Origin of the sequence: Stieleria mannarensis (genome assembly GCF_014154935.1) — a bacterium.
In the GTDB taxonomy this organism is placed as follows: domain Bacteria; phylum Planctomycetota; class Planctomycetia; order Pirellulales; family Pirellulaceae; genus Stieleria; species Stieleria mannarensis.
In genome coordinates, this window is record NZ_JACEHH010000067.1 from 17,273 (window position 1) to 37,178 (window position 19,906).

Below are 19,906 nucleotides of genomic sequence, written 5' to 3' on the forward strand. Positions count from 1 at the left end.
TCTTGCATGTCCATGCAAAGTGCTGAATCGGTCGCAACGATCAATCGGATCGATCCGGCATGGGGAAATGACGTCTCGACGCCATGGATTGCGGGCACAGGCAGAACAATCGCCAAAGCTTGACAATTGCATGCAAAGCCATCCCCCTCGGAGCTGGCTGACGGCACTTGCCCACCAGGGGCCGAAACTCCGAGTCACCCCAACTAACGTTGATCAGCCCTGTGTCGTCACAATCGATACGACTCCCCATCGTGGCGCGATCCTGATTTCTTTTCGCATGCCGCTGGCCTTGGGGGCGATTCGCCGGGGCAACGGGCATACGGGGAAGCAAAACTTGGCTCGATACCGGGTCGGCTCGATACCGGGTCGACGTGATCCCGGGGTGGCGACGCCCCGATTTGACTGTTTGAACTCGTTTTTTCGATAGTTACGTCTTGGGTAGGGTTTATCTCCAGTCGATTCGCCTCGCAATCGCGTTGGTCTGCCTCGGTGCTAGCTTGATTTTGGCTAGTCACTGGTTTGGGCTATTGCCTGATGTGACGCAGATCCAAAGCGATTCTCGGCGCCGTCTGAGCGAAGCGGTGGCGGTGAACGCCGCGGCCGATGTGCGGAAACAACAGTGGGTGGACCTCCGCGCGACGGCCGAGACATTGGTCGATCGCGACGCCGACCTGCTGTCGATTGGGGTTCGCAGCAAACACGGCGACCTGAAGGTCAATGCGGGGCACCATGAAGATCTGTGGCATCAAGTTTCGACCGACAGCGAGGGAATCGACGCGATCAGCGTGCCGATCACGCTGAATCGACGTGAATGGGGCGCGGTCGAATTCTGTTTTCGCGCCCCCGACCAATCGACCTTCGGCGCCATCGCCGAACACCCGCTGATGCGGTTGCTGGCGTTCTACTGCATCACCGGCTTGTTCGGGTACACCCTGTTTGTGGGCAAGGTGATGCGGGTATTCAGCACCACCCAAGTCGTGCCCGAACGCGTCCGTCAGGCATTGGACACGCTTGCCGAAGGGCTGTTGGTGTTGGACGAAAAGGCGAAGATCGTGTTGGCCAACCGGGCGTTCGCCGAGACGGTCGAAGTGTCCAGCGAGCTGTTGGTCGATTCCCGCGCCAACGAACTGCCGTGGACCTTTGAAAACAGCGAGACGCAGGAAAGTTACCCCTGGATGACGGCGATCGACGAGTCCGCAACGATCACCGAGCAAATCTTGCACCTGAAGGTCCATGATGGCGACGAGCGGATTTTTTCGGTCAACGCCGCGCCGATCGGCGGCGGCAGCTCCCGACGCGGGGCCCTGGCGACATTCCGGGACGTCACCCACATCGAAGAGCATCGCAAACAGCTCGAAGCGATGCTGAGCATGTTGCGTGAAAGCCGCGACGAAATCGAAGAGAAGAACCGGGAACTGGAAATCCTGGCCACCACCGACGCCTTGACCGGTTGTCTGAACCGCCGCGCTTTTTTCGAACGATTCGGGCACCTTTGGAAAACCGCCGCCGCGGAGAAGAAGCCGCTTTCGTGCATCATGTTCGATAATGACCATTTCAAACGGGTCAACGACACGTATGGACACGCCGTCGGCGATGACGTCTTGCGGGAGGTGTCACGCGTTCTGCGCGAGGAACACGGCGAGCACGGCTTGGTTTGCCGCTACGGTGGCGAAGAATTCTGTGTCCTGCTTCCCGGCATCGACTTCGAAACCGCCCTCGATCTGGCCGAGCAAACCCGAGCGTCGATCGAAAAAATCACCTTCACCGAACCGGCTCAACTGCGGTTGACCGCCAGCGTCGGTGTCTCCGAAACCCGCTTCGAGGCGGCGGATCCGCAAGAATTGATTAACCAAGCCGACGTGTGTTTGTACGCCGCCAAACGCGGCGGACGCAACTGTGTGATTCCCTACAGCCCCGAGTTGTCGCAAATGGAAGGCGAAGAACCGGAATCGCGAGAACGCGCCGAAATCCCTTATCAAGCCGTGACCGCATTGATCGCGTCACTGTCCTATCGCGACGCCGCAACGGCGCAGCACAGCCGACGAGTGGCCGACCTTTGCTCGCAGGTTTCCAAACAGTACATGGACGCCGGCAGCCAATACATTTTGGAAATCGCCGCGCTACTTCACGATATTGGCAAGGTCGGCGTTTCAGACGAAATCCTGCTCAAACGCGGCAAGCTCAGCCCCGATGAAATGGAGTTGATCGCGTGGCACGACCGCATCGGGGTGGAACTGATCGAAACGGCATTCGAATGCCAGGAGCTGACCGAAACCGTTCAATTTCGGCAAGCACACTTCGACGGATCGGGACGCTTTCGAAACTTGCCCGTGGGATCCGAGATCCCCCTCGGCGCGCGGATCCTGTCGATCTGTGACAGCTATGACTCGATGGTTTCCGACCGCGTCTACCGCGACGGTTGCTCGCATCAAGTGGCAATCGACGAATTGCGACGCTACGCCGGTTCGCAGTTCGACCCGGAATTGGTCGAGCATTTCGCCAGCGTCATCACCAGCAAACCCGAAGAAGACACCACCGCCAACAGCGAAGCGGCAATCCAGATCGGATTCCAAGTCGAACGCCTGGCTGCGGCGATCGACAGCCAGGATACCGAGGGGATGCAGACGTTGGCGGCTCGCTTGGGGATGTACGCCCGCAGTTGCGACATCGAATCGATCGCCAAAGCCGCCGATCGGATCCGCCAACGGGCCAGCGAGCAAGACATCTCCTGGCTGGCACTGCTTCACGATACCAACGAGCTGCTGGAGCTATGCCGCAACACCCAATCGGAACTGATCGAGCAATCCGAGAGCACGGGGAATCCTCGTGTCACACCGGCTGAAAACACGCCGGCATCTGAATTGTCGGATTGACCCTCGGACGATCGCGCGCAAACTGCGATTTCCAAACCAACCGCCGATCGGCCATACTGTCGACTCTAACGGTCGGTGAGTTTTCTCAGGGAAGGGCGATAGGTGGACGTGCTAGCAGCAAATCATGACGAAATCGGATTCGGGATCGATCCGTTCAACCCCCGCACCGCTCGCCCGATCGAAGCCGTCGGTGGGACATCCAAATCATCGCTGAAGCGTCAGATCAGCCAGTCCTGTCCCCGAGTTCCGGGGGTCTACGGGATGCTCGATCGACGCGGGGAACTGATCTACGTCGGCAAAAGCAAATCGCTTCGCAATCGGCTGCTCAGCTATTTCAGTGCCGCCAACGAAGACGAAAAAGGCGGACGTATCATCGAAAACGCCCGTGCGATCCAGTGGGAGACGCAGCCGAGCGAGTTCGCCGCACTCTTGCGAGAGCAGCAACTGATTCGCAAGTTCACGCCCCGCTGGAACGTGCAAGGCGTTCCCAAACGCCAACGCCCGGTCTACCTGTGCCTGGGACGCGGCCCCGCACCGCAGTTCTTTCTCTCCCCCAAGATCCCCAATGAGTACATTTCACTGCAGGGACCATTTTTTGGTGCCAAACGCATGGCCAATGCCGTCGACGCACTGAACAAAGTCTTTCGGCTGCGTGATTGCAGCCAACAGCAAACGTTCCAGTTTGCCGAACAGCTGTCTCTGTTCGACATCGATCACCGCCCCGGTTGCCTGCGTTTGGAGCTGAACACGTGCTTGGGGCCGTGCGCGGCCGCATGCACCCGCGGCGAGTATGCCGCCCAAGTCAACGCGGCGGAAAGCTTTCTCGATGGATTCAATGACGAACCGCTCGTCCTGCTTCAAGAACGCATGGAAACCGCCTCGGCCAACCGCCAGTACGAACTCGCCGGTCGCGTCCACCAGACGCTCAAATCACTCCGCTACGTGCATCGCAAACTGACGATGCTGGCCACCGCCCGGCGCAAGTACAGCTTTGTGTACGCGGTGCCCGGCTATGACGGTTGCCATCTGTGGTACTTGATTCATTGTGGCGAAGTCAGCGCGGTGGCTGCCACGCCGATCGGTCGAGACGCCTATCAGGCGATCAAGCCGACGATCAACGGATGGAAAGCGACGTTGGAGAGCGCCGCCGACCGCGGCCACGGCCCGTTCCCTTACACGCTGGGCACCGTCGCATCGTGGTTTCGAAAACACCCCCATGAACTCGACCGCACCTTCGCCCCCGAACAAGCCGGACGAAAGTATTATCGGAAATCGATGACCGCGTAGTGCGACGTCAACTTGTAAATTTTCCGGTCCATGTCGTAGCGGAAGACGCCAACGCTTTCGGCCCCCCGTGCGGTGTCGCAGCATCAGTGCGAAACTCTGGGCGAGTTCCGCTACCCGAAACCCAGGTTGCGAGCGACCACGAGTTTTTACTCGCCAACGATTTTGATCGCCGGAATCGGCGGATCCGCCATCTTGTGACCAAGGAAAAAGCTCGTGTGCGGCGGCTTATTGTAAACCACGTTCTGCCACGTAATGCTGAGCCGATATTGTGGGTCTTGCATGAGCGTGTACAACCGAGATTCGGTCGGAATCGAAGTCGTGTAAACACGTAGCGACTGGCCGTCGGGAGAAGCCGTGATGATCTCTTCACGCCAATCGCCGACGATGTCGCCAATCAAGTTTGGGCCGCGTGGAGCCCCGCGTCCCTGTGCGACGAAGATCGATCTTTCCTGTTCCGCTTCCCAGTCCCATTTTGTGACGCGTCCGCCGCGACCTAGCAGTTCTCGCAACAAATCGCCATCCCACCAGATCGCATAGCCGGTGCTGCGTGGTGACCTGCCGACGGATTCGCCGGCGGAGTTGCGTAACCCGCCAGGTCCACCCCAAGCTTCAAAGCCTGGATGGCGCGGATCAATGTCGGCTGCTAGACCGGCGCCGACATCGATTCCGGGACTATGACTCCACAGGATCTCGCCCGTGGCCGCGTCCCGCATGGCTGCCCCCGGAGTCTGGAAGCGAACGGTTGCCCCTTCGTTCTCTTGGACTGTGAACACCTCCAAACCAGGACGCTGCGGATACATGTCACTGATGTGCATGGCATCACCGTGCCTTAAACCCGTTGAATAAAGTCCTTTGCCGTTGTCGTCGACGACCATCGCTTGATAAACGATTTCGTCACGGCCGTCCGCATCGACATCGGCGACGGACAGAGAATGTCCGCCCATGCCGGAAAACTCCGAAGCGGCGTCGAACGGAGGGTAGGCGATACCGGAGTCGAAGACCCAACGCTGGCTCAACTCACCGCCTCGCCAATCCCACGCGGCCATCACGATCCGACCATAGACACCGCGACACATCACGACGCTCGGTAGCTGGCCATCGAGATAAGCCACGCACGCCAAAAAACGATCGCAACGGTTTCCATACGAATCGTTTCCCCCGTTACCGCCGATTCCACCCCAACCGTCGATCGGATCGCGACTGGGGACGTAATCGACTGTCTTGAGTGCCGCGCCGGTTTGGCCACTAAAGACCGTGAAGAATTCAGGGCCTTCGAGGATCCGACCGAACCGCCGCGATCCCTGGTCGAGGTTGCGGAAGTCCTTGCCCCTATCGCCGATCACCGCCCCCGTGCCATCGATCGTTCCGTCAGCCGTCTTGCAGGCGATTTCTGCACTCCCGTCTCCGTCCAAGTCGTAAACCATGAATTGTGTGTAGTGCTCGCCGTCGCGGATGTTCCTGCCGAGGTCGATCCGCCACAGAAGTGTGCCATCGAATTCGTAGGCATCCAGAATCGGGCTGCCCGTGATGCCGGTGTGCGAGTTGTCTTTGGGATTCCTTACTTGATGCAGAACAAGTTCGTATTGGCCGTCGCCATCAAGGTCCGCAATCGATGCGTCGCCGGCGCGATAACCCTCAGCGAGCTGAATCGGGAATTCCAAGTAACCCTCCCGCCAAATGCTCACGGCGTTGGATGCATCGCCTTCGATACCGTCCATGGTCGGACGGACGAAGTACGTCGTCGCGTCGGTTGTGGTTCCCGATGAATCCACAAGATTCGTGCCGGCGGTCAACGGCTGCGCGTTGAGTCGGCGCGGAGCCTCGTCGCCGTCTTGACGATAGACATTAAAACCGATCGTTTGCGGTTCCGTGGCGAGCAACCGCCAACCGATGAAGACATCGTCTCCACTGGGGACGGCAACGACACCGCGATCGAGTCGCTCCATCACCCGCTGTGCAACAGCCGATCGGACCGACATTGGTAGTAACAAAACAAAAACAAGATGGCAGAGCAACGAACGGGACACGGACATCTTCCAGAAAGCGTTGAATGGGGAAGCTGCGGAGGGGAGCAGGAAGAACAGAACGGTCATCTGTCCCCCGCTTTCAACCGAACACAATCTTACACGGTGAAGAGAATCGTTTCGTCGAGTCGATTGCAACACTGGCAACGCCGAAGCTGATGCGGCGGAACGCGCATCGCCGGACGCCAGACCGACGCGGAAGTGCCCGGACCGCAAATTTGGTTGCGGTTACCGCTTGCTCGAATTCAGCCGGCGACCTTGATCAACCCATTCTCGCTGCGGAAATACAATGCGTTGCCGCTGACGGCGGGGCTGGCCAGGACCGATTCGCCCAGCTCTGACTCGGCGATGACTTTGCCCTTGTCACCTTGGTCTTCGACGACCAGGACTTTGCCGTCCGAACCGACGACGTACAGTCCCGTGGCGGTCAACACCGGTGTCGCCCACACATTGTTCAGTTTCCCTAGCCGTGCCGTCCACAACACCGATCCGTCACTGATCGATCCGGCCATCAACGTGCTTCCGCGTCCCATGTAGATTCGATCGTTCGATGCCACCGGGCTGCATCGTTGGGGACGCAGCTTGTTGCTCTGCCACTGGATCGTCGCAACCGCCTCGTCCCCTGCGGCTTCCGCGGCACTCAGTCGGATCGCCGTGGTCGATTGCCCGGGCACGATGATGTACGGCGACGCAAAGGTGCTCGACGCCGTCCCGTCGCCGGAAACGTCAAAGCGTTTCAGCACTTCACCGGACTTGGCATCGACCAGCTCGACGCCTGCCCCGTTGTGCATCGCGACGGCCGAAATTCCATCCTCAGACGTCACCGGTTGCGGCGACGACCAGTTGGACGACGCGTTTCGAGCGTTGGTCCACAGGATCTCGCCAGTGCTCGCGTCGATTCCGGCGGCAAAGGAATCACCTTGGTTTTCCAATTGCACGACGACCACGCCATCGACGACGACCGGCGAGCTGCTCATGCTGATGTCGTTGCCGGTCTTGGGATGATCGATCGCCAGTGCGCGGTACCAAACCAAATGCCCATCGAGGTCATAGCAGACCAGATCGCAGCTGCTGAACAACGCAAAGATCCGCTCGCCGTCGCTGGCCGGCGTCGGTGAGGCGTTGGAGCTAGTCGGGTGGGTGAACGGCCGGCCCGTCGCTCGCATCGGTCGCGACCACCGCAGTTTTCCGTCGGCGACCGAATACGATTCGACATACAGATCGCGTTCGTCTTCGCCGCCGCATCCGGTCACGATCACCTGATCCCCGATCACCAATGGGCCACCGATCCCTCGTCCCGTGGTCGCCACGCGCCAGGCAATGTTCTTTCCGGATTCAAAATTAAACTCAGCCGGCGTCTTCGCCTCCGGATCAAACGACCGGCCGTCACCGCGAAAACCAAGCCAATCCCCCGCGTGGGCAGTGCAAGTTGTCAACGCGAATACGGCAGCGACACAGAACACCAAGAATCGAGAACGGAACATGTAAAACCTGAAATGAATTTCAAAAAGTGGGATAGGCTTCCAGCCTGTCAAATCACACCCGTGGGATAGGCTTCCAGCCTGTCAAACGCCAACACCGATCTGTCGTTTCACGCCCAATCCCGCTCGGGACGCGAGCGCAACCGGTTCGCCTCGTCATCCCCGACAAACGTTTCCGTCGCCGGATCGACTCGCAACGTCCGCTGCAACAACCATGAAAGCGCCGCGGCGTGCGATGCGGTGTGCGACCGACGCATGACGACATGATTCGCGTTAGGCAACTCGCGTGATTTGATGCAGTCCAGAAAGTTTCTCGAGTGGGCTTCGACGTCCAACCCCGACTTCTTCTTTGGTAGCTCTGGCAATCCGCTGCCGATCGACTCGGGTTTGATCACGATGCCGCCGCTATCGCCGACTTCGACCGACCCCTGCGTGCCCTCGAAACGCACCGGACAGGTGCCCAATGACTGAACCCAACCGGGCCGCTCGCCGAACGGGGTTTCCAAGAAATGGATCCGTAACTCCACGCCGTTGTCATAGTGGGCGGTGATCCCTTTTTCGTCCGGCGTGTATTCGACCGGCATCGTGTCATCGGCTTGGTTGGCCCACTGACACAGGTCGATCGTGTGGGCGCCCCAATCCAGCAACCGCGCGCCGGAATCAAAATCGACGTACCCGCGCCAACGACCGTTGACGTAATCCTGGTGGAACGGTCGCCAGGGGGCCGGACCGAGCCACATGTTCCAGTCGCACACCTGCCGGTCCGGCGTCGGCTGTCCCGGCAACCACGTCGTATTGATCTCCGGCATGTAGACGGTGGCGTGCAGCGTTTGAAGTTTGCCGAGTTTTCCCGAGTGGGCGAGCTGGACCGCCTGGACAAAATTAGCGACGGTGCGTCGCTGCGTGCCGGCTTGGAAGACACGCCCGGTTCGTTCGACGGTTTCGGAAAGACGACGACACAGATCGATTGTGATCCCGCATGGCTTTTCGCTGTAGACGTCCTTTCCGGCTTCGGCGGCCAACATCGACGCGGTCGCGTGCCAGCGATCTCCCGTCGCGATCAGCACCGCGTCGATGTCCTTGCGGTCCAGAACGCGTCGAAAGTCGATCACCGTCTCGCAGTTGGTGTTGCCGTACTGCTGGTCGACCAGTTGTTTTCCCTGTTCACGTCGATTCGCTTGGACGTCGGCGATCGTGACGCACTCGACATCGGCATGTTTCAACATCCCTCCCAGCACGTACCGGCACCGCGGTCCGATCCCGATCACGCCCAATCGAATGCGTTCACTGGCGGCCGCGCTGGCCGGGCGAGGCCGGATCGCAGTGCTCAACGCAAACGGGGAAACGGCGGCGATGCCGGCAGCCTTGAGCAGGGTTCTTCGGTGTGACATGAGCATGGCGAGCGGGAGAGATATGGGGGGTTCGAGGGCAGGGGCCCAGATTATAGCAGGCCGCAACGCCGACGATGTGTCCTCAACCCAGACGCGGCGGCATCCATCGCTCCATCACGTGGTCGACAATCTGGGGCGAATTGGGCTTCAAAAAGTCGCTCACGACCACGTCACTATCGGCCTCGTCCTCACCCTCGGCTGGCTGGCGGGCGATAAAATTGATCACGAACAACGCGTCGATCGGAGAAATTTTTCCGTCCTGATTGACGTCATAAAATGCGTCCGAAAACGTCCCGAGCTCGACCGGATGCTTTAATTCCTGGGTTTGGGGGTCAAAGTAGAACGCTTGGGCGATCGCATTGATGACCAGCAGTGCATCGATCGGTGACACGCCATCACCGGCACTGACGTCAACCGGATTAAGGGGGTTGGTCCAGGGCGAAACATCCGCCATGCGTACTTCGATCCCATCGGCTTGGAATCGCCGGTAAAAGGTCGCGTCTTCGAACACGTGCCCTGCGTAGCGCCAATCGTCAACGGTCGATAACGCAGCGGTATGATCGACGATCCAATCAAGCCGACTGGATGATTCGCCCAGGGCGTGACGGACAGTCTGGGGACTCAAACGAACGCCGTGCGAGAAAGTCGTGTCCTGGATCACTTGACCGATCCCCGACAGAGTCAAACGGTCGTCAATTCCGTTGGCCGGATCGAAATAGGTGCCGGAGATGACCAGCGAGTCGGTGCCGCCGTTTCCCTCCACGGCGATCACCCATGGCGACCCATTGCCCGCGGGATCGACGCCGGATAGGTCGGCCAAGACCAGCGCGTCGTTTGCAAAGCTGCCGCGAAGTGTGATTGAGTCGATGTCCTGGGACGCTGTCGCCAAAATCACACCGTTGACCGTGGTGAACACCACGTTCTGCTGGCCCATTAGGACTCCGATAGGTCCGTTGGCCGCACTGATCACGACGTCACGTTGAGCTTCATAGGCGCCGATGTCAACGCCTCCGCCCACGCCGTCGCTGTCCAGTGCGACCGACCGCGGCCCAAGAATCGAATCAAACGGGATCGGCTCCAACCGATCGCCATCGCCGTCCACGTCGAATTGATCGAGAGAGCGGCGTGTTTCGTCGCCGGCGTCATGGGCCGGACTTCCCGGCAACGTTGCGTGAAAATGCACTCCATTGGAAGCGATCGTTCGCTCGCCCAGCAAGGCATCGGTATCGTTCCGATCATTGGCATTGAATCCGGCAATGGAATCATCGACGACAAGGTTCGATCCGTGTGAGATGATTCTGCCGGGCGGTTCAGTTCCCGAACGCGTGTTGACGATCGCTTGCGTTCCCGCAACGCTGGATGCGAAAATCGAATTTGCCAGCTCGGCGTTTCCATCAAGTCCGGCGTTGGGACGAATCACAAAGTCGGCGCCGATCGGCGCGAAGTTACCGACAAAGGTCGAACCTTCGATGGTCGTCACCCGCGCGACATTGCCATCGGTAATCCGGCTGTGCACCGCCCCGCCGTGTTGTCCGGATTGATTGCCGCTGGCGGTGATCCCGACCAGCTCCAGCGATGCGTTAAAGCCGCCGATCGCGCCGCCGTTGCCGGCCGCTTGATTGTTGACAAACGACGAATGAATCACCTGGGCCGTCATATTGTTGGCAAAGATCGCCCCCGCGGCAAAAGGCGACTGGTTGCCTTCGAAATGGCAATCCTTGACGACCAAACGGTTCCGCAATGCGAAAATCGCACCGCCGGAGGAGGGCGATTTTCCACCGGTCAAGGTCAGCCCTTGAATCAAGAACCTCAAGCCGATGTCTTCGTTGGCCTGAAACACAAACTGGCGATTCTGGTTGTCGCCGTCGATCGTCAACTTGTCCGCTCCCGGGCCGATCAAGTCCAGGTCGTCGTAGACAAACAGGGTCCGCCCGGACGTCAATCGAATCGTCTCGCCGAACAGCGCATCGTCAAACGAAATCGAGTTGGGGCCGATGCGCAGATTGCTCAGATGGATCGCTTCGCGCAAGGTTAGATCGGAAAGGTCGGGTCCGTCGCCACGAAACAGAACATCGATCGTGTTGTTAACGACCAAATGATCCGGGACGTCGATCCCGACCTGAATCTCGAACGCCCCCGCGTCGACGGTCGCAGTCCCGCTCCCCCCGTCAACCGATCGGTGAAAGGTTCCTCCTCGCTGATCGGTGGAAAGTGCCACATCATCCGCCGTGCCCATCAACAAATCCGGTCCCGGCCCGACCGCTCCGTCGTTCAGCCCAAGATCGACCGCAAAATCCAAGGGGTGCAGTGCCCGGGTGGGAACGGTGCCGCCGTTGTCACTCAGCGGACCGATGTTGCCTTCGAACGAAAGCACCCGCCGATCCTGGGGCGTCAAATTGGCCGACGCAACCGAATGGTCCGTCAAATTGCCCCCCAGAGAAACCGCTGTGGCGCTACCGCTGCCATCGGGAGGCCCCGCGAGCAATTCGGAGACGTTCGACTGACCGAATATAATCGAGTTGGCATACCGCAATACCGCATCCCCACCCTTGGTGCCGCTGCGGATGTTGCGCCCTTGCGGCGCTTCGTTGTCCATCACCGTGACATGAATGAGGTCCAGCGTCGAACTTTGGTTTGGGTCGTGGGTGAAGTGGTCAATCCCACCCCCGATCACGTCAGCCGTATTATCGCTAACCGTTGTATTCGTCAGTGTGCTATTGGATTCCTGGACCGAAATCCCGCCGCCAAAATCGGCCGAATTGCCGCTGATCGAACTGCCGTCAATGTGCAGAATCGCTCGACTGACGCTGATCGCCCCTCCGATCGTCGCTTGATTGGCGACCAAGTGAGAATCGCGGATCAACAACCTCGATCGACTGGCGGAATTCAAGTAGATCGCTCCGCCGAAGGAATCCCCGGAGGGAATAAAGACCGGAGCGACACCGTTTTGCAGGCTCAACCCTTGCACCGAGAAAAACTGCGGGCCGCTGGAATCGGTGAAGCGAAAGATTCGTGACTGATTGCCCGCGTCGATCACGGATCGGTCGGCGCCAAGACCGACAATCGAAATCGATTCGCTGACCTGGATTTCTCCCAGTGCCAAATCGATCGTTTGCCCACCGAGCGCTGGCGCAAACTCGATCGTGTCGCTTCCCGGGTCGCCGGCAACACTTCCGTCCACACTGATGTTGGCGTTCGCCGCCACAATGGCTTCGCGAAGCGTCAACTCCCCGTCGGTCGCCAGATTATCCGCAGCGCTGGTCACGACCAACGTCGCCAGCATCCGCCGTGATTCGAGTGGTTCAAGTCGCGGTCGAAAGCGAGATTTTAGCATCAGAAACGATGGGAGGAGTGTGGCATTCGGATCGGGGTCCGGCTCAGCATACACAAGTTCCCTCACCGATGTGCCGCCAACCGCACGACGGCCCTTCCGGGCGGTCGCCCCGCGCGCCCCGCGTGCCGACGCCCCTCTCACCGCACGCGAAACCTCACGGCACCACTAAACCATACCGCGAGCAATCGACCACGATCTCCACGTCGCCCTTCTTCCCCAACACGATCACCCGCGCCGGCCCTCCGGCGGCGATTTCACCTCGGATCGCAAGATGGAACGCGGCCTCCAGCTTGGGACCACGCAGACGATACAAACTCCACTTGTCCGGACCATGCTTGACCATTTCGATCGTGACCCCGATCGTCTCGATCAACTCGGCGTCGCCGTCGCCGCGCACGTGCGGTTTTTGAAGTCCGCCGATCAGTTTGCCGAACTCATCGAACTCGGGCGTGTTGCCGTCCAGCAGCAGCACTCCACGCCAACGCGTAGCATCGACTAGCACCCGGATCTGATGAACCGGACGCGGCGATTCGTTGAGCACCAATCCGGGTGTCAGCGGCCCGGATTGCAGTTCGATCTGGGGTTTGATCGATTCGCCATCGTCAGACTGTGCCGGCGCGGTCCAATGGAACCCCATCGCGACAACGAACAGTGTTGACAGAATGCATCGCATCTCCATTTCCCCCGTGTGGAACAGAATGGCGCTGAAGTTGGTGTGAGCGACCAGCCAACGTTTTCAAAAGGTCATTCTCCCCCGCAACGCCTGGACTGCGATTAAACGCAACCGGCTCACGCCGGCGTGTCGGGCCGTCCAGTGTACCCCCATCCGCACCAAGTCAAGCATTTCCCCTCCCCGACAGAGGTCGTGCGTTTTTTGGAAATCAACCTCCTGGCAGGAGGGTCGAGCGTAGCGAGGGAAGGTCGAACGGTGAACTGCCGAACAAGCTTCTGTCCTTCGGGCACATCGAATCGCGGATCAACCCTCCCCGCGTCGTCGCTCACTCCTCCGCGACCCTCCCTGCCAGGGAGGGTGAAGTCGTAAACGCCTGTTAAATCAGAGGCTAAAAACCGCACGACCTCGACAGGGAGGGTGAATGACGTGATTGAGTCACCTAGCCGAAGATCCCTTTCTTGGGCAGAATCGACGTCGGGCTTCCCAGCGCCTTTTCGGACTTCTTGACCGCCTTGCGGAACTCCTTGTCCTTTCCGAACTCGGGGATTCGCGACAACAGATCCTTGTACTCCGCGATCGCCTCTTCGTGCATCTGTTTGCCTTGGTAGGCGCCGGCCAACATGTAAAACAGTGACGGGTCATAGAAATCGGCCGACTTGCGCAGCGGCTCGAACGACTTCGCCGCCTCTCCCGGATTGCCGGCCTGGAGTGCGTTGACGCCCTGAATGCGTTTGCTGGTCGGATGCTGGGGGTCAAGCTGAATGGCTTGATCGAAACATTGATCGGAAAGCTTGGTGTGGCCTTGGCGTTCGTACCAGGACCCGATATCGATCAGCGTGTCAAAATCCTTGGCGTGCTGTTTCGCCGTCGCGGCAGCCAACTCCATCGCTTCATCCATCTGGTTGAACACCGTCATGCTCTGCAGCAGTTCCAATGCCTTGGAAGGGTCATCCATGTTCTCGGCCAGATTGGCCAACCCCGATTCGAGGTTTTCCTCCCGAATCCGCTCCCACTCCTTCAGCGGCATCACACGGTGTCGGCGACAGACCGAGCACTCGCCGATGATCTGCTTCTTTCCCAGCGGAATGACCGGGATGAACAGCACGACGAAGTAATAGCCCGTTTCGTAGTCGGTCAGCGTGACATGCCGCTGGCACGAATCACAGATGCCGCCATACACGCGCGGGTTCTTTCGGCCGTAGTACTGGGTCCCGATTCCGTTGATGGTCGTTGGCATCTTAAATGGCGAACAAGCGAGAGACGTAGGGGGTGTCGATGCAACAGCGTATCCGAAAGCCAGACGTCGTGTTGCGATCTGGAACGCATCAATCCGATGTAGCCACGCTCGCCAGAGCGTGGGAAACGCTTGGGCGGCACCTTTGGGCGAAGGTAACGACGTTGATCTGGCTACCGAGAGATCGGGCGCAGCGGCAAAGCGGGCAACGGCTCCGGGTCCCAGACTCGGACCGCGACTTCGTCGACCACCGCCTCGCCGTCGCCGATCACTTCAAACATCACCCGCACCTCGGTTTCGCCGACGCTTTGCCGATACAGCCGCACCGGGGTCCAATCGGTCGCGCCGCGAACCAGCACCCCCATTTCCTGGCCACCCAAATTGTCATAGACCAAGACGCCTTGATGCGGTCCGCCGAACCCGATCGTGCGGATCATCGCATCCACGCGAACCGCTTGATTGTTCTGAATCCTGACGGCGGGGCTGGACAGGATTGCGATCGTGCCCTCATAGCCGCCTCCGAGTGACTCGCCGGTTGTCGCGGCGGCCGCCAAAGCGATCGCGCCTTTTCCGCTGAAGAATCCACGTGACATCCAGCGGGCATTGGACTCGGCGCGCACCAGCGTTCGTTGCCCGAACGCCCAGCCGCCGGTGGTCAACACATCGGCGCGGTCCAGCCCGCCCGATGCGATCAGGTTGTCGCTCCAGCCTTCATCCCCCATCAGCGTTTGCCAGGCGGTTTGCAGTGTCGGACGGCCTTCGTCGATCGGCGGGCTGCTGATGTAGCGTGGTGCGCCACCGGGCAGCGTACTCGGCAAAAGCGCTTGGGAGAGTTGCAGCCGCGACCGCACGGCCCACGCATCGGCGCGTCGCGACAGCCGCAACGTGGCTTCGGCATCGCCGGCACGATACACCCTCTCGGCGTCTCCCAGCGTCCGCTGGGCCGCCGTCAGCAGATCCAGCGGCATGATCGCCTCGGTCGCCCCGGAGCTGACGGCGTGGTCCCAGTCCTGGCGGACTTGGCGGACCTGGTCGCCGCACAATTGCCAACGATCCGATGCGGCGCGGACGGCAAACCGACGCGCCGATTGGTCCAAGCGGGCGGCCAACGACGAATCGGCGCTGACCACAATGATCTCTGCCACATCCGGTGAAACGATTTCGATTCGCGCACCGGTCGATGTCGAATCGATGTCGATCCGCTCGGCCGAAAAATTCGTCAGCCGCCACGCCGTTCGATTGGTCATTTCGGGCGGCAACAGAATCTCCACGGCCCGTCCGTCACCGGCAAGGACCTGGTCACGTGTCGTCTGGTCGGACGTCAGCAACAAAAACTGATCGCCGCCGGCATCCAACCGCCCACAGCGATAGGCGGCCCCGCGGATCGGGTACGGTGCGGCCGGTCGACTCGACGCGATCCATGGCCCCAGCATGGCCACGAAGCGGTTGAGATAGCTGAGCGCCATCGATCGCTGGTGAGCGAATATCGTCCCCGACGCGAGCGATTCTTGCGAACGAAACACGATCGACCGCGGTGCCTGTTCGAGCGACTGGACGACTTGGGTGAACATCGAGTGCCAGCGGAAGTTACCGCCCGGCGGTGCCCCGATCGCGGCGCTGATTGATCGGTTCATCAACGCCAACTTGCTCGGCGGTGACGACTCGATCGCGACCGCCATCTCGGTCCCCGAGCCGATGCGGGCGCGACGATCTTGAAAAATCAACGCCTGTTCGGCCGACGGCAGCCCCCGACTGCGGAGCACCGCATCGGAAACGATCGCGTCGGCGATCGCGCCATAGCTGGCCCAACGTTCCACCGGTGCGATCACGATCGGACGTTGCCATGCGGCGGGAAACATCCGCAATCGCCGCACGGTCTTGTCGGTCTGGGAAACACGGGCATTGTCCAACGCCACCCCGCCGCCGAGATACCACGCCATCACCGGATCCAATAGCGGACCGAGCGCCGGATCGGGGGCGATCGGCGGTGGCGCATAGACGAGCAATTGCGTTTGAATCGCGTCGCGCAATAGATCGGCGGTCGGCGGATGTGGCAACAAGACCGCGTCAAATCCCAGCGACCGGATCCACGTCAACGGTTCGCCGCGATGTTCCAGAATCCGGATCACATCGTCTTGCGGAAAGGCCGCAGCGGCCAGCGGAGGACTGTCGCGATCCCCGTCGGCGACCGGGCGCCGGATTTTTAACATCTGCTGCGATCGGATCGACACGTCTCGACCGCTCGGACCCGCCGCCACCGTCCCACCCTGCGCCGGCACCGCGTCGACGCGCCCATGATCGCCGACCGGAATCATGCCCCGAACCGACACTTGATCGATCCGCAAGGTCGTTGTTCCCGGACCACTGTAAGCATTGATCACGATCGCATCGATGTAGGCGTTGTCTAGATTCGCATCGCTGCCGTGAACCGCGCGCAGGTTTGCGACTTTGATCCGCAACTCGCGTTCGATGTTGCCGACGCCGAGCGACTGGAATTTCCCCGGGTGCTGATACATTGCACCGTACAGGATCGCTGACAGGGGGCGACGCGTTTGAGGATCGCGAAGGTAGGGGAAACGAACGCGAAGCCCGATTCGGGCCCCCTTGCGGGCACTCATGATCGATAAGTTGGCGACCAGGTCATTGATCGCATGAATCGGTTCGATCGGGTAAACCAAAATCGCTTCGCTGCCGACTCCCGCTTGGAACGTCATCGACTCGCAACCACCGCCATCCATGCCGCCGTCGGCCAGGTTCTTATGCTCGATCAGCCGGGCATCACAATCGGAAGTGTCCAGCTGCCAGCGGGGTGGGTAGGCATCGAGTGAATCGAACAGATCCCCGCGGGCCGGAGTGCCTAGCGACGCGACCACCAGCGTGAACCCTACAAGCACCAATCCGACTCGTGGAAACCCGCCGCCGGCCAGAGCGGGGTTGATCGGCGAGTCGTTTTTTTCCGCGTTTGCCCCGACACCGCTTGCCGCCATTCGGGCCCGTGAGGGTGCCCCGGCGTGGTAGTTCGACGGCAAGCTTTGCCGAGCCCGAACGACTGACAGCACTTTGGATCGCGAGCGTCGGTATTGGAACTTCAATTGTTGACCCAAATCTTCATTGCCCAAACAATCAGCAGGACGACGGGGAAATGGCGATCGGCCGCAACCAACCGAACGCCGACCGGTGAACTCGTTGAACAAAGTGTGCGGTTGACGCGACGATGTGGAAAAAATTCCACATCACGTCGCAACCCGTCGCTTACTCCGTAAGACGTTTGTGTATCAAGATTTAGGGTGCCAAGCCAAGGCGAAATGGTGTTGTTTTTTTTCACCGTTTCCTTTTGACATCACGAAAACCGCGATCACCCTAAACCTTTGCCGCAGAACAGCTTACGCAGAAAACTCGGCCGTGCCGGCAGGATCTGGCACCGCGAGTGCAAAGGACGGCAACCAAAGCAACCTTTCAATGTATCTCTCTCCGGAGCCCTGGCGCATGCAAAAGACGACGATCGGATCGAACAAACAAGTTGGCGACGAAGTTCCCCAAGAATTGCGTGAGCTGACTGCAGCGATCGACGCCCTGCCCGCACGCTACCGTGACACCGTCGCGCCGGCGCTCTCGCGTGCGATCGATTGCAGCACCCGACGGCGACGCATCCTGAACCTCGTCCAAGAAGCCCTGTCGCAATTGCGGTTGGACATGAAGTACCTGGTGTTTGACCTGGAAGCCACCCGCCGCGAACGCGATCAATATCGAGAAATCCTGGAAAAAGAAGACCTGCTTTAGTGTTCTACCGCAACGCAAGTTGCGTACTTGACGGTACGCTGGGAGGGTCGCCGTGTTCTCCGAACTCGGCGTGCCCGAAAAAGCAAAGCTCCGCCCAGCGCCGACCTCGGAGAGGACGGCGACTGTCCAACCCAACCGTTCCGGCACTTCAAGGTTCGCGTTCACCCGTTCCGCGGGCGGTGTCCGATTCAGCTATCATGCGTTGAATCCCGCCCGCCCATCTGGAACCCCGTGATCGCTGAACATGAATCGACAGCCTCGCCCATCCCGCCACGTTTCTGCTCGCCACAATCCCGTCGGCCAACACTTGACGCACGACACGCCCGCGAAACGGCGTTCTGGACGACGGATCGCGATCGGCCTGGCGGCGACACTCTCGGTGGCGCCGGCTTTTTCTATTCCCGCGTTTTCGGCCCCGCCCAGCGTCCAACAATCGCTGCAAACGATCGCACGGGCCGATGGCTCGGCCGCTTTGGACCAAGACGCCTCGGCGGCGGCAAGCCGGATTCAGTCACTGTCCAGTTCGCAAGTGACCGAGGTTCTGGACGGGTTTGAAAACGCGACGCGACGCGGGACCAACTGGTTGAGAGCGATCGCGGCCGACGTCAGCGACAACGGTCCGTTTCAAAAGGACGCGCTGCTGGAGTATTTTTCTGACCGCGGCAAGCATCCCGACGCGCGCTACGTCGCCTATCAGTTGCTGGTCCAACATGACGACGCTCTTAAACCGACGTTGTTGGCCAACGCGGAAACCGACCCCTCGCTTCCGATCCGATTCCTCAAGATCGCAGCGATGATCGACCAGGGGGCAGCGTTGATGTCCAGCCAGCCGGATCAAGCCGAACCGATCCTGCGTCAGGTGATCGCCAACGGCCGCAGCCCCAAACAACTGCAACAGACGGCGAAACTTCTGGGCGACCTGGACGTCAACATCGACCTGGCCGACGAACTGGGAATGATGCGTCGCTGGTGGCTGATCGGCCCCTTTGACAACACCGACAGCGAACACTTCGACACCGCCTACGTTCCCGAACACCGCTACCTGGAATCCGGATCACCGATCGCCAAAGACGCCGCCGGTGATCCGAAACCGGAAGCGGGGAAGCAGCAGACCGTCAACTGGCAACAGATCCAAAGCGACGACAAATTGGGCATGGTCGATTTGAACGGACCGCTGTCCAACGAAAAGGATGCCGCCGCCTACCTGTTTGCGACGTTCACCGTCGAAAACGCGGACACGCCGTTGGCCGCGCAAGCCCGCATCGGCTGCATCACCGCCAACAAGGTCTGGATCAACGGCAAACTGGTCTCCAGCAACGAAGTTTACCACTCGGGAACACGGATCGACCAATACGTCGACGACTGTGAACTGGTCGAGGGCGAAAACACGGTCCTAATCAAAGTCCTGCAAAACGCCCAAACGCAACCCTGGGCCCAAGACTGGCAATTCCAATTCCGCCTGACCCGCCCCGACGGATCGGCGATCAAGACGACCGTGTTGTAGGTCCGGCGTACGACGTTCCTTTTCGGGCGTTGCAGGGAGTCGCGCTGCCCGCGGCCGATCACACCGAGTCACGTTTTAAAGCATCCAGCACTGAAAACGCCCTCCCTCGAAGCATCGGTGTCTACACAAGATACGATGGCTCCCTTCTCCCCCGGCTTTGCGGGGGAGAAGGGCTGGGGATGAGGGGGCCGGCGGCCTGCAAAAAGTAACAGAGGTGAAGCGCAGACGGCTCGGGTGTACGCCCCTCACCCCCAACCCCTCTCCCCAAAACAGATCGCGGTCATCGTCACTATGTGGTCGGAGTCATTTGCGCGATCGGTTTTGG

At 60.1% G+C, this 19,906-nt stretch carries 12 protein-coding genes; 4 read left to right on the forward strand and 8 right to left on the reverse strand.

The window, feature by feature from the left end; translation table 11 throughout:
• Window positions 1-536: 536 nt before the first annotated feature.
• Both H1B37_RS29400 and H1B37_RS29405 read left to right on the forward strand, forming a co-directional pair.
• Window positions 537-2,873 (forward strand): diguanylate cyclase, encoded by a 2,337-nt coding sequence (locus H1B37_RS29400; protein WP_353620955.1) that lies wholly within the window; start codon window positions 537-539, stop codon window positions 2,871-2,873.
• 108 nt (window positions 2,874-2,981) lie between these two features.
• A complete protein-coding gene (locus tag H1B37_RS29405) occupies window positions 2,982-4,160 on the forward strand; it encodes a GIY-YIG nuclease family protein (protein WP_353620954.1) in 1,179 nt (392 codons plus the stop codon).
• 146 nt (window positions 4,161-4,306) lie between these two features.
• On the opposite strand, the gene H1B37_RS29410 is transcribed toward H1B37_RS29405, so the two are convergent.
• From H1B37_RS29410 to H1B37_RS29445, 8 genes are all read right to left on the reverse strand, one after another.
• Window positions 4,307-6,139, reverse strand: a complete 1,833-nt coding sequence (locus H1B37_RS29410; RefSeq protein ID WP_182870864.1) for a rhamnogalacturonan lyase — start codon at window positions 6,137-6,139, stop codon at window positions 4,307-4,309.
• A gap of 290 nt (window positions 6,140-6,429) precedes the next feature.
• A complete protein-coding gene (locus H1B37_RS29415; protein ID WP_182870865.1) occupies window positions 6,430-7,668 on the reverse strand; it encodes an outer membrane protein assembly factor BamB family protein in 1,239 nt (412 codons plus the stop codon).
• A gap of 107 nt (window positions 7,669-7,775) precedes the next feature.
• Window positions 7,776-9,056 (reverse strand): Gfo/Idh/MocA family protein, encoded by a 1,281-nt coding sequence (locus H1B37_RS29420; protein WP_182870866.1) that lies wholly within the window; start codon window positions 9,054-9,056, stop codon window positions 7,776-7,778.
• Between the two features lie 82 nt (window positions 9,057-9,138).
• Window positions 9,139-12,390 (reverse strand): choice-of-anchor Q domain-containing protein, encoded by a 3,252-nt coding sequence (locus H1B37_RS29425; protein WP_182870867.1) that lies wholly within the window; start codon window positions 12,388-12,390, stop codon window positions 9,139-9,141.
• Between the two features lie 154 nt (window positions 12,391-12,544).
• Window positions 12,545-13,063, reverse strand: a complete 519-nt coding sequence (locus tag H1B37_RS29430) for a hypothetical protein (protein ID WP_182870868.1) — start codon at window positions 13,061-13,063, stop codon at window positions 12,545-12,547.
• A gap of 439 nt (window positions 13,064-13,502) precedes the next feature.
• On the reverse strand, window positions 13,503-14,300 hold the full coding sequence (locus tag H1B37_RS29435) for a hypothetical protein (protein WP_182870869.1): 798 nt from the start codon (window positions 14,298-14,300) through the stop codon (window positions 13,503-13,505).
• 170 nt (window positions 14,301-14,470) lie between these two features.
• A complete protein-coding gene (locus H1B37_RS29440; RefSeq protein WP_182870870.1) occupies window positions 14,471-17,356 on the reverse strand; it encodes a hypothetical protein in 2,886 nt (961 codons plus the stop codon).
• A 29-nt stretch (window positions 17,357-17,385) separates the two neighbouring features.
• Window positions 17,386-17,622 (reverse strand): hypothetical protein, encoded by a 237-nt coding sequence (locus H1B37_RS29445; protein ID WP_182870871.1) that lies wholly within the window; start codon window positions 17,620-17,622, stop codon window positions 17,386-17,388.
• A gap of 161 nt (window positions 17,623-17,783) precedes the next feature.
• On the opposite strand from H1B37_RS29445, the gene H1B37_RS29450 reads away from it, so the two are divergent.
• Entirely contained in the window at window positions 17,784-18,077 is a 294-nt protein-coding gene (locus tag H1B37_RS29450; protein ID WP_095739454.1) for a transcriptional regulator, read from the forward strand.
• Window positions 18,078-18,321: 244 nt separating this feature from the next.
• Window positions 18,322-19,581 (forward strand): hypothetical protein, encoded by a 1,260-nt coding sequence (locus tag H1B37_RS29455; protein ID WP_182870872.1) that lies wholly within the window; start codon window positions 18,322-18,324, stop codon window positions 19,579-19,581.
• Window positions 19,582-19,906: the final 325 nt, after the last annotated feature.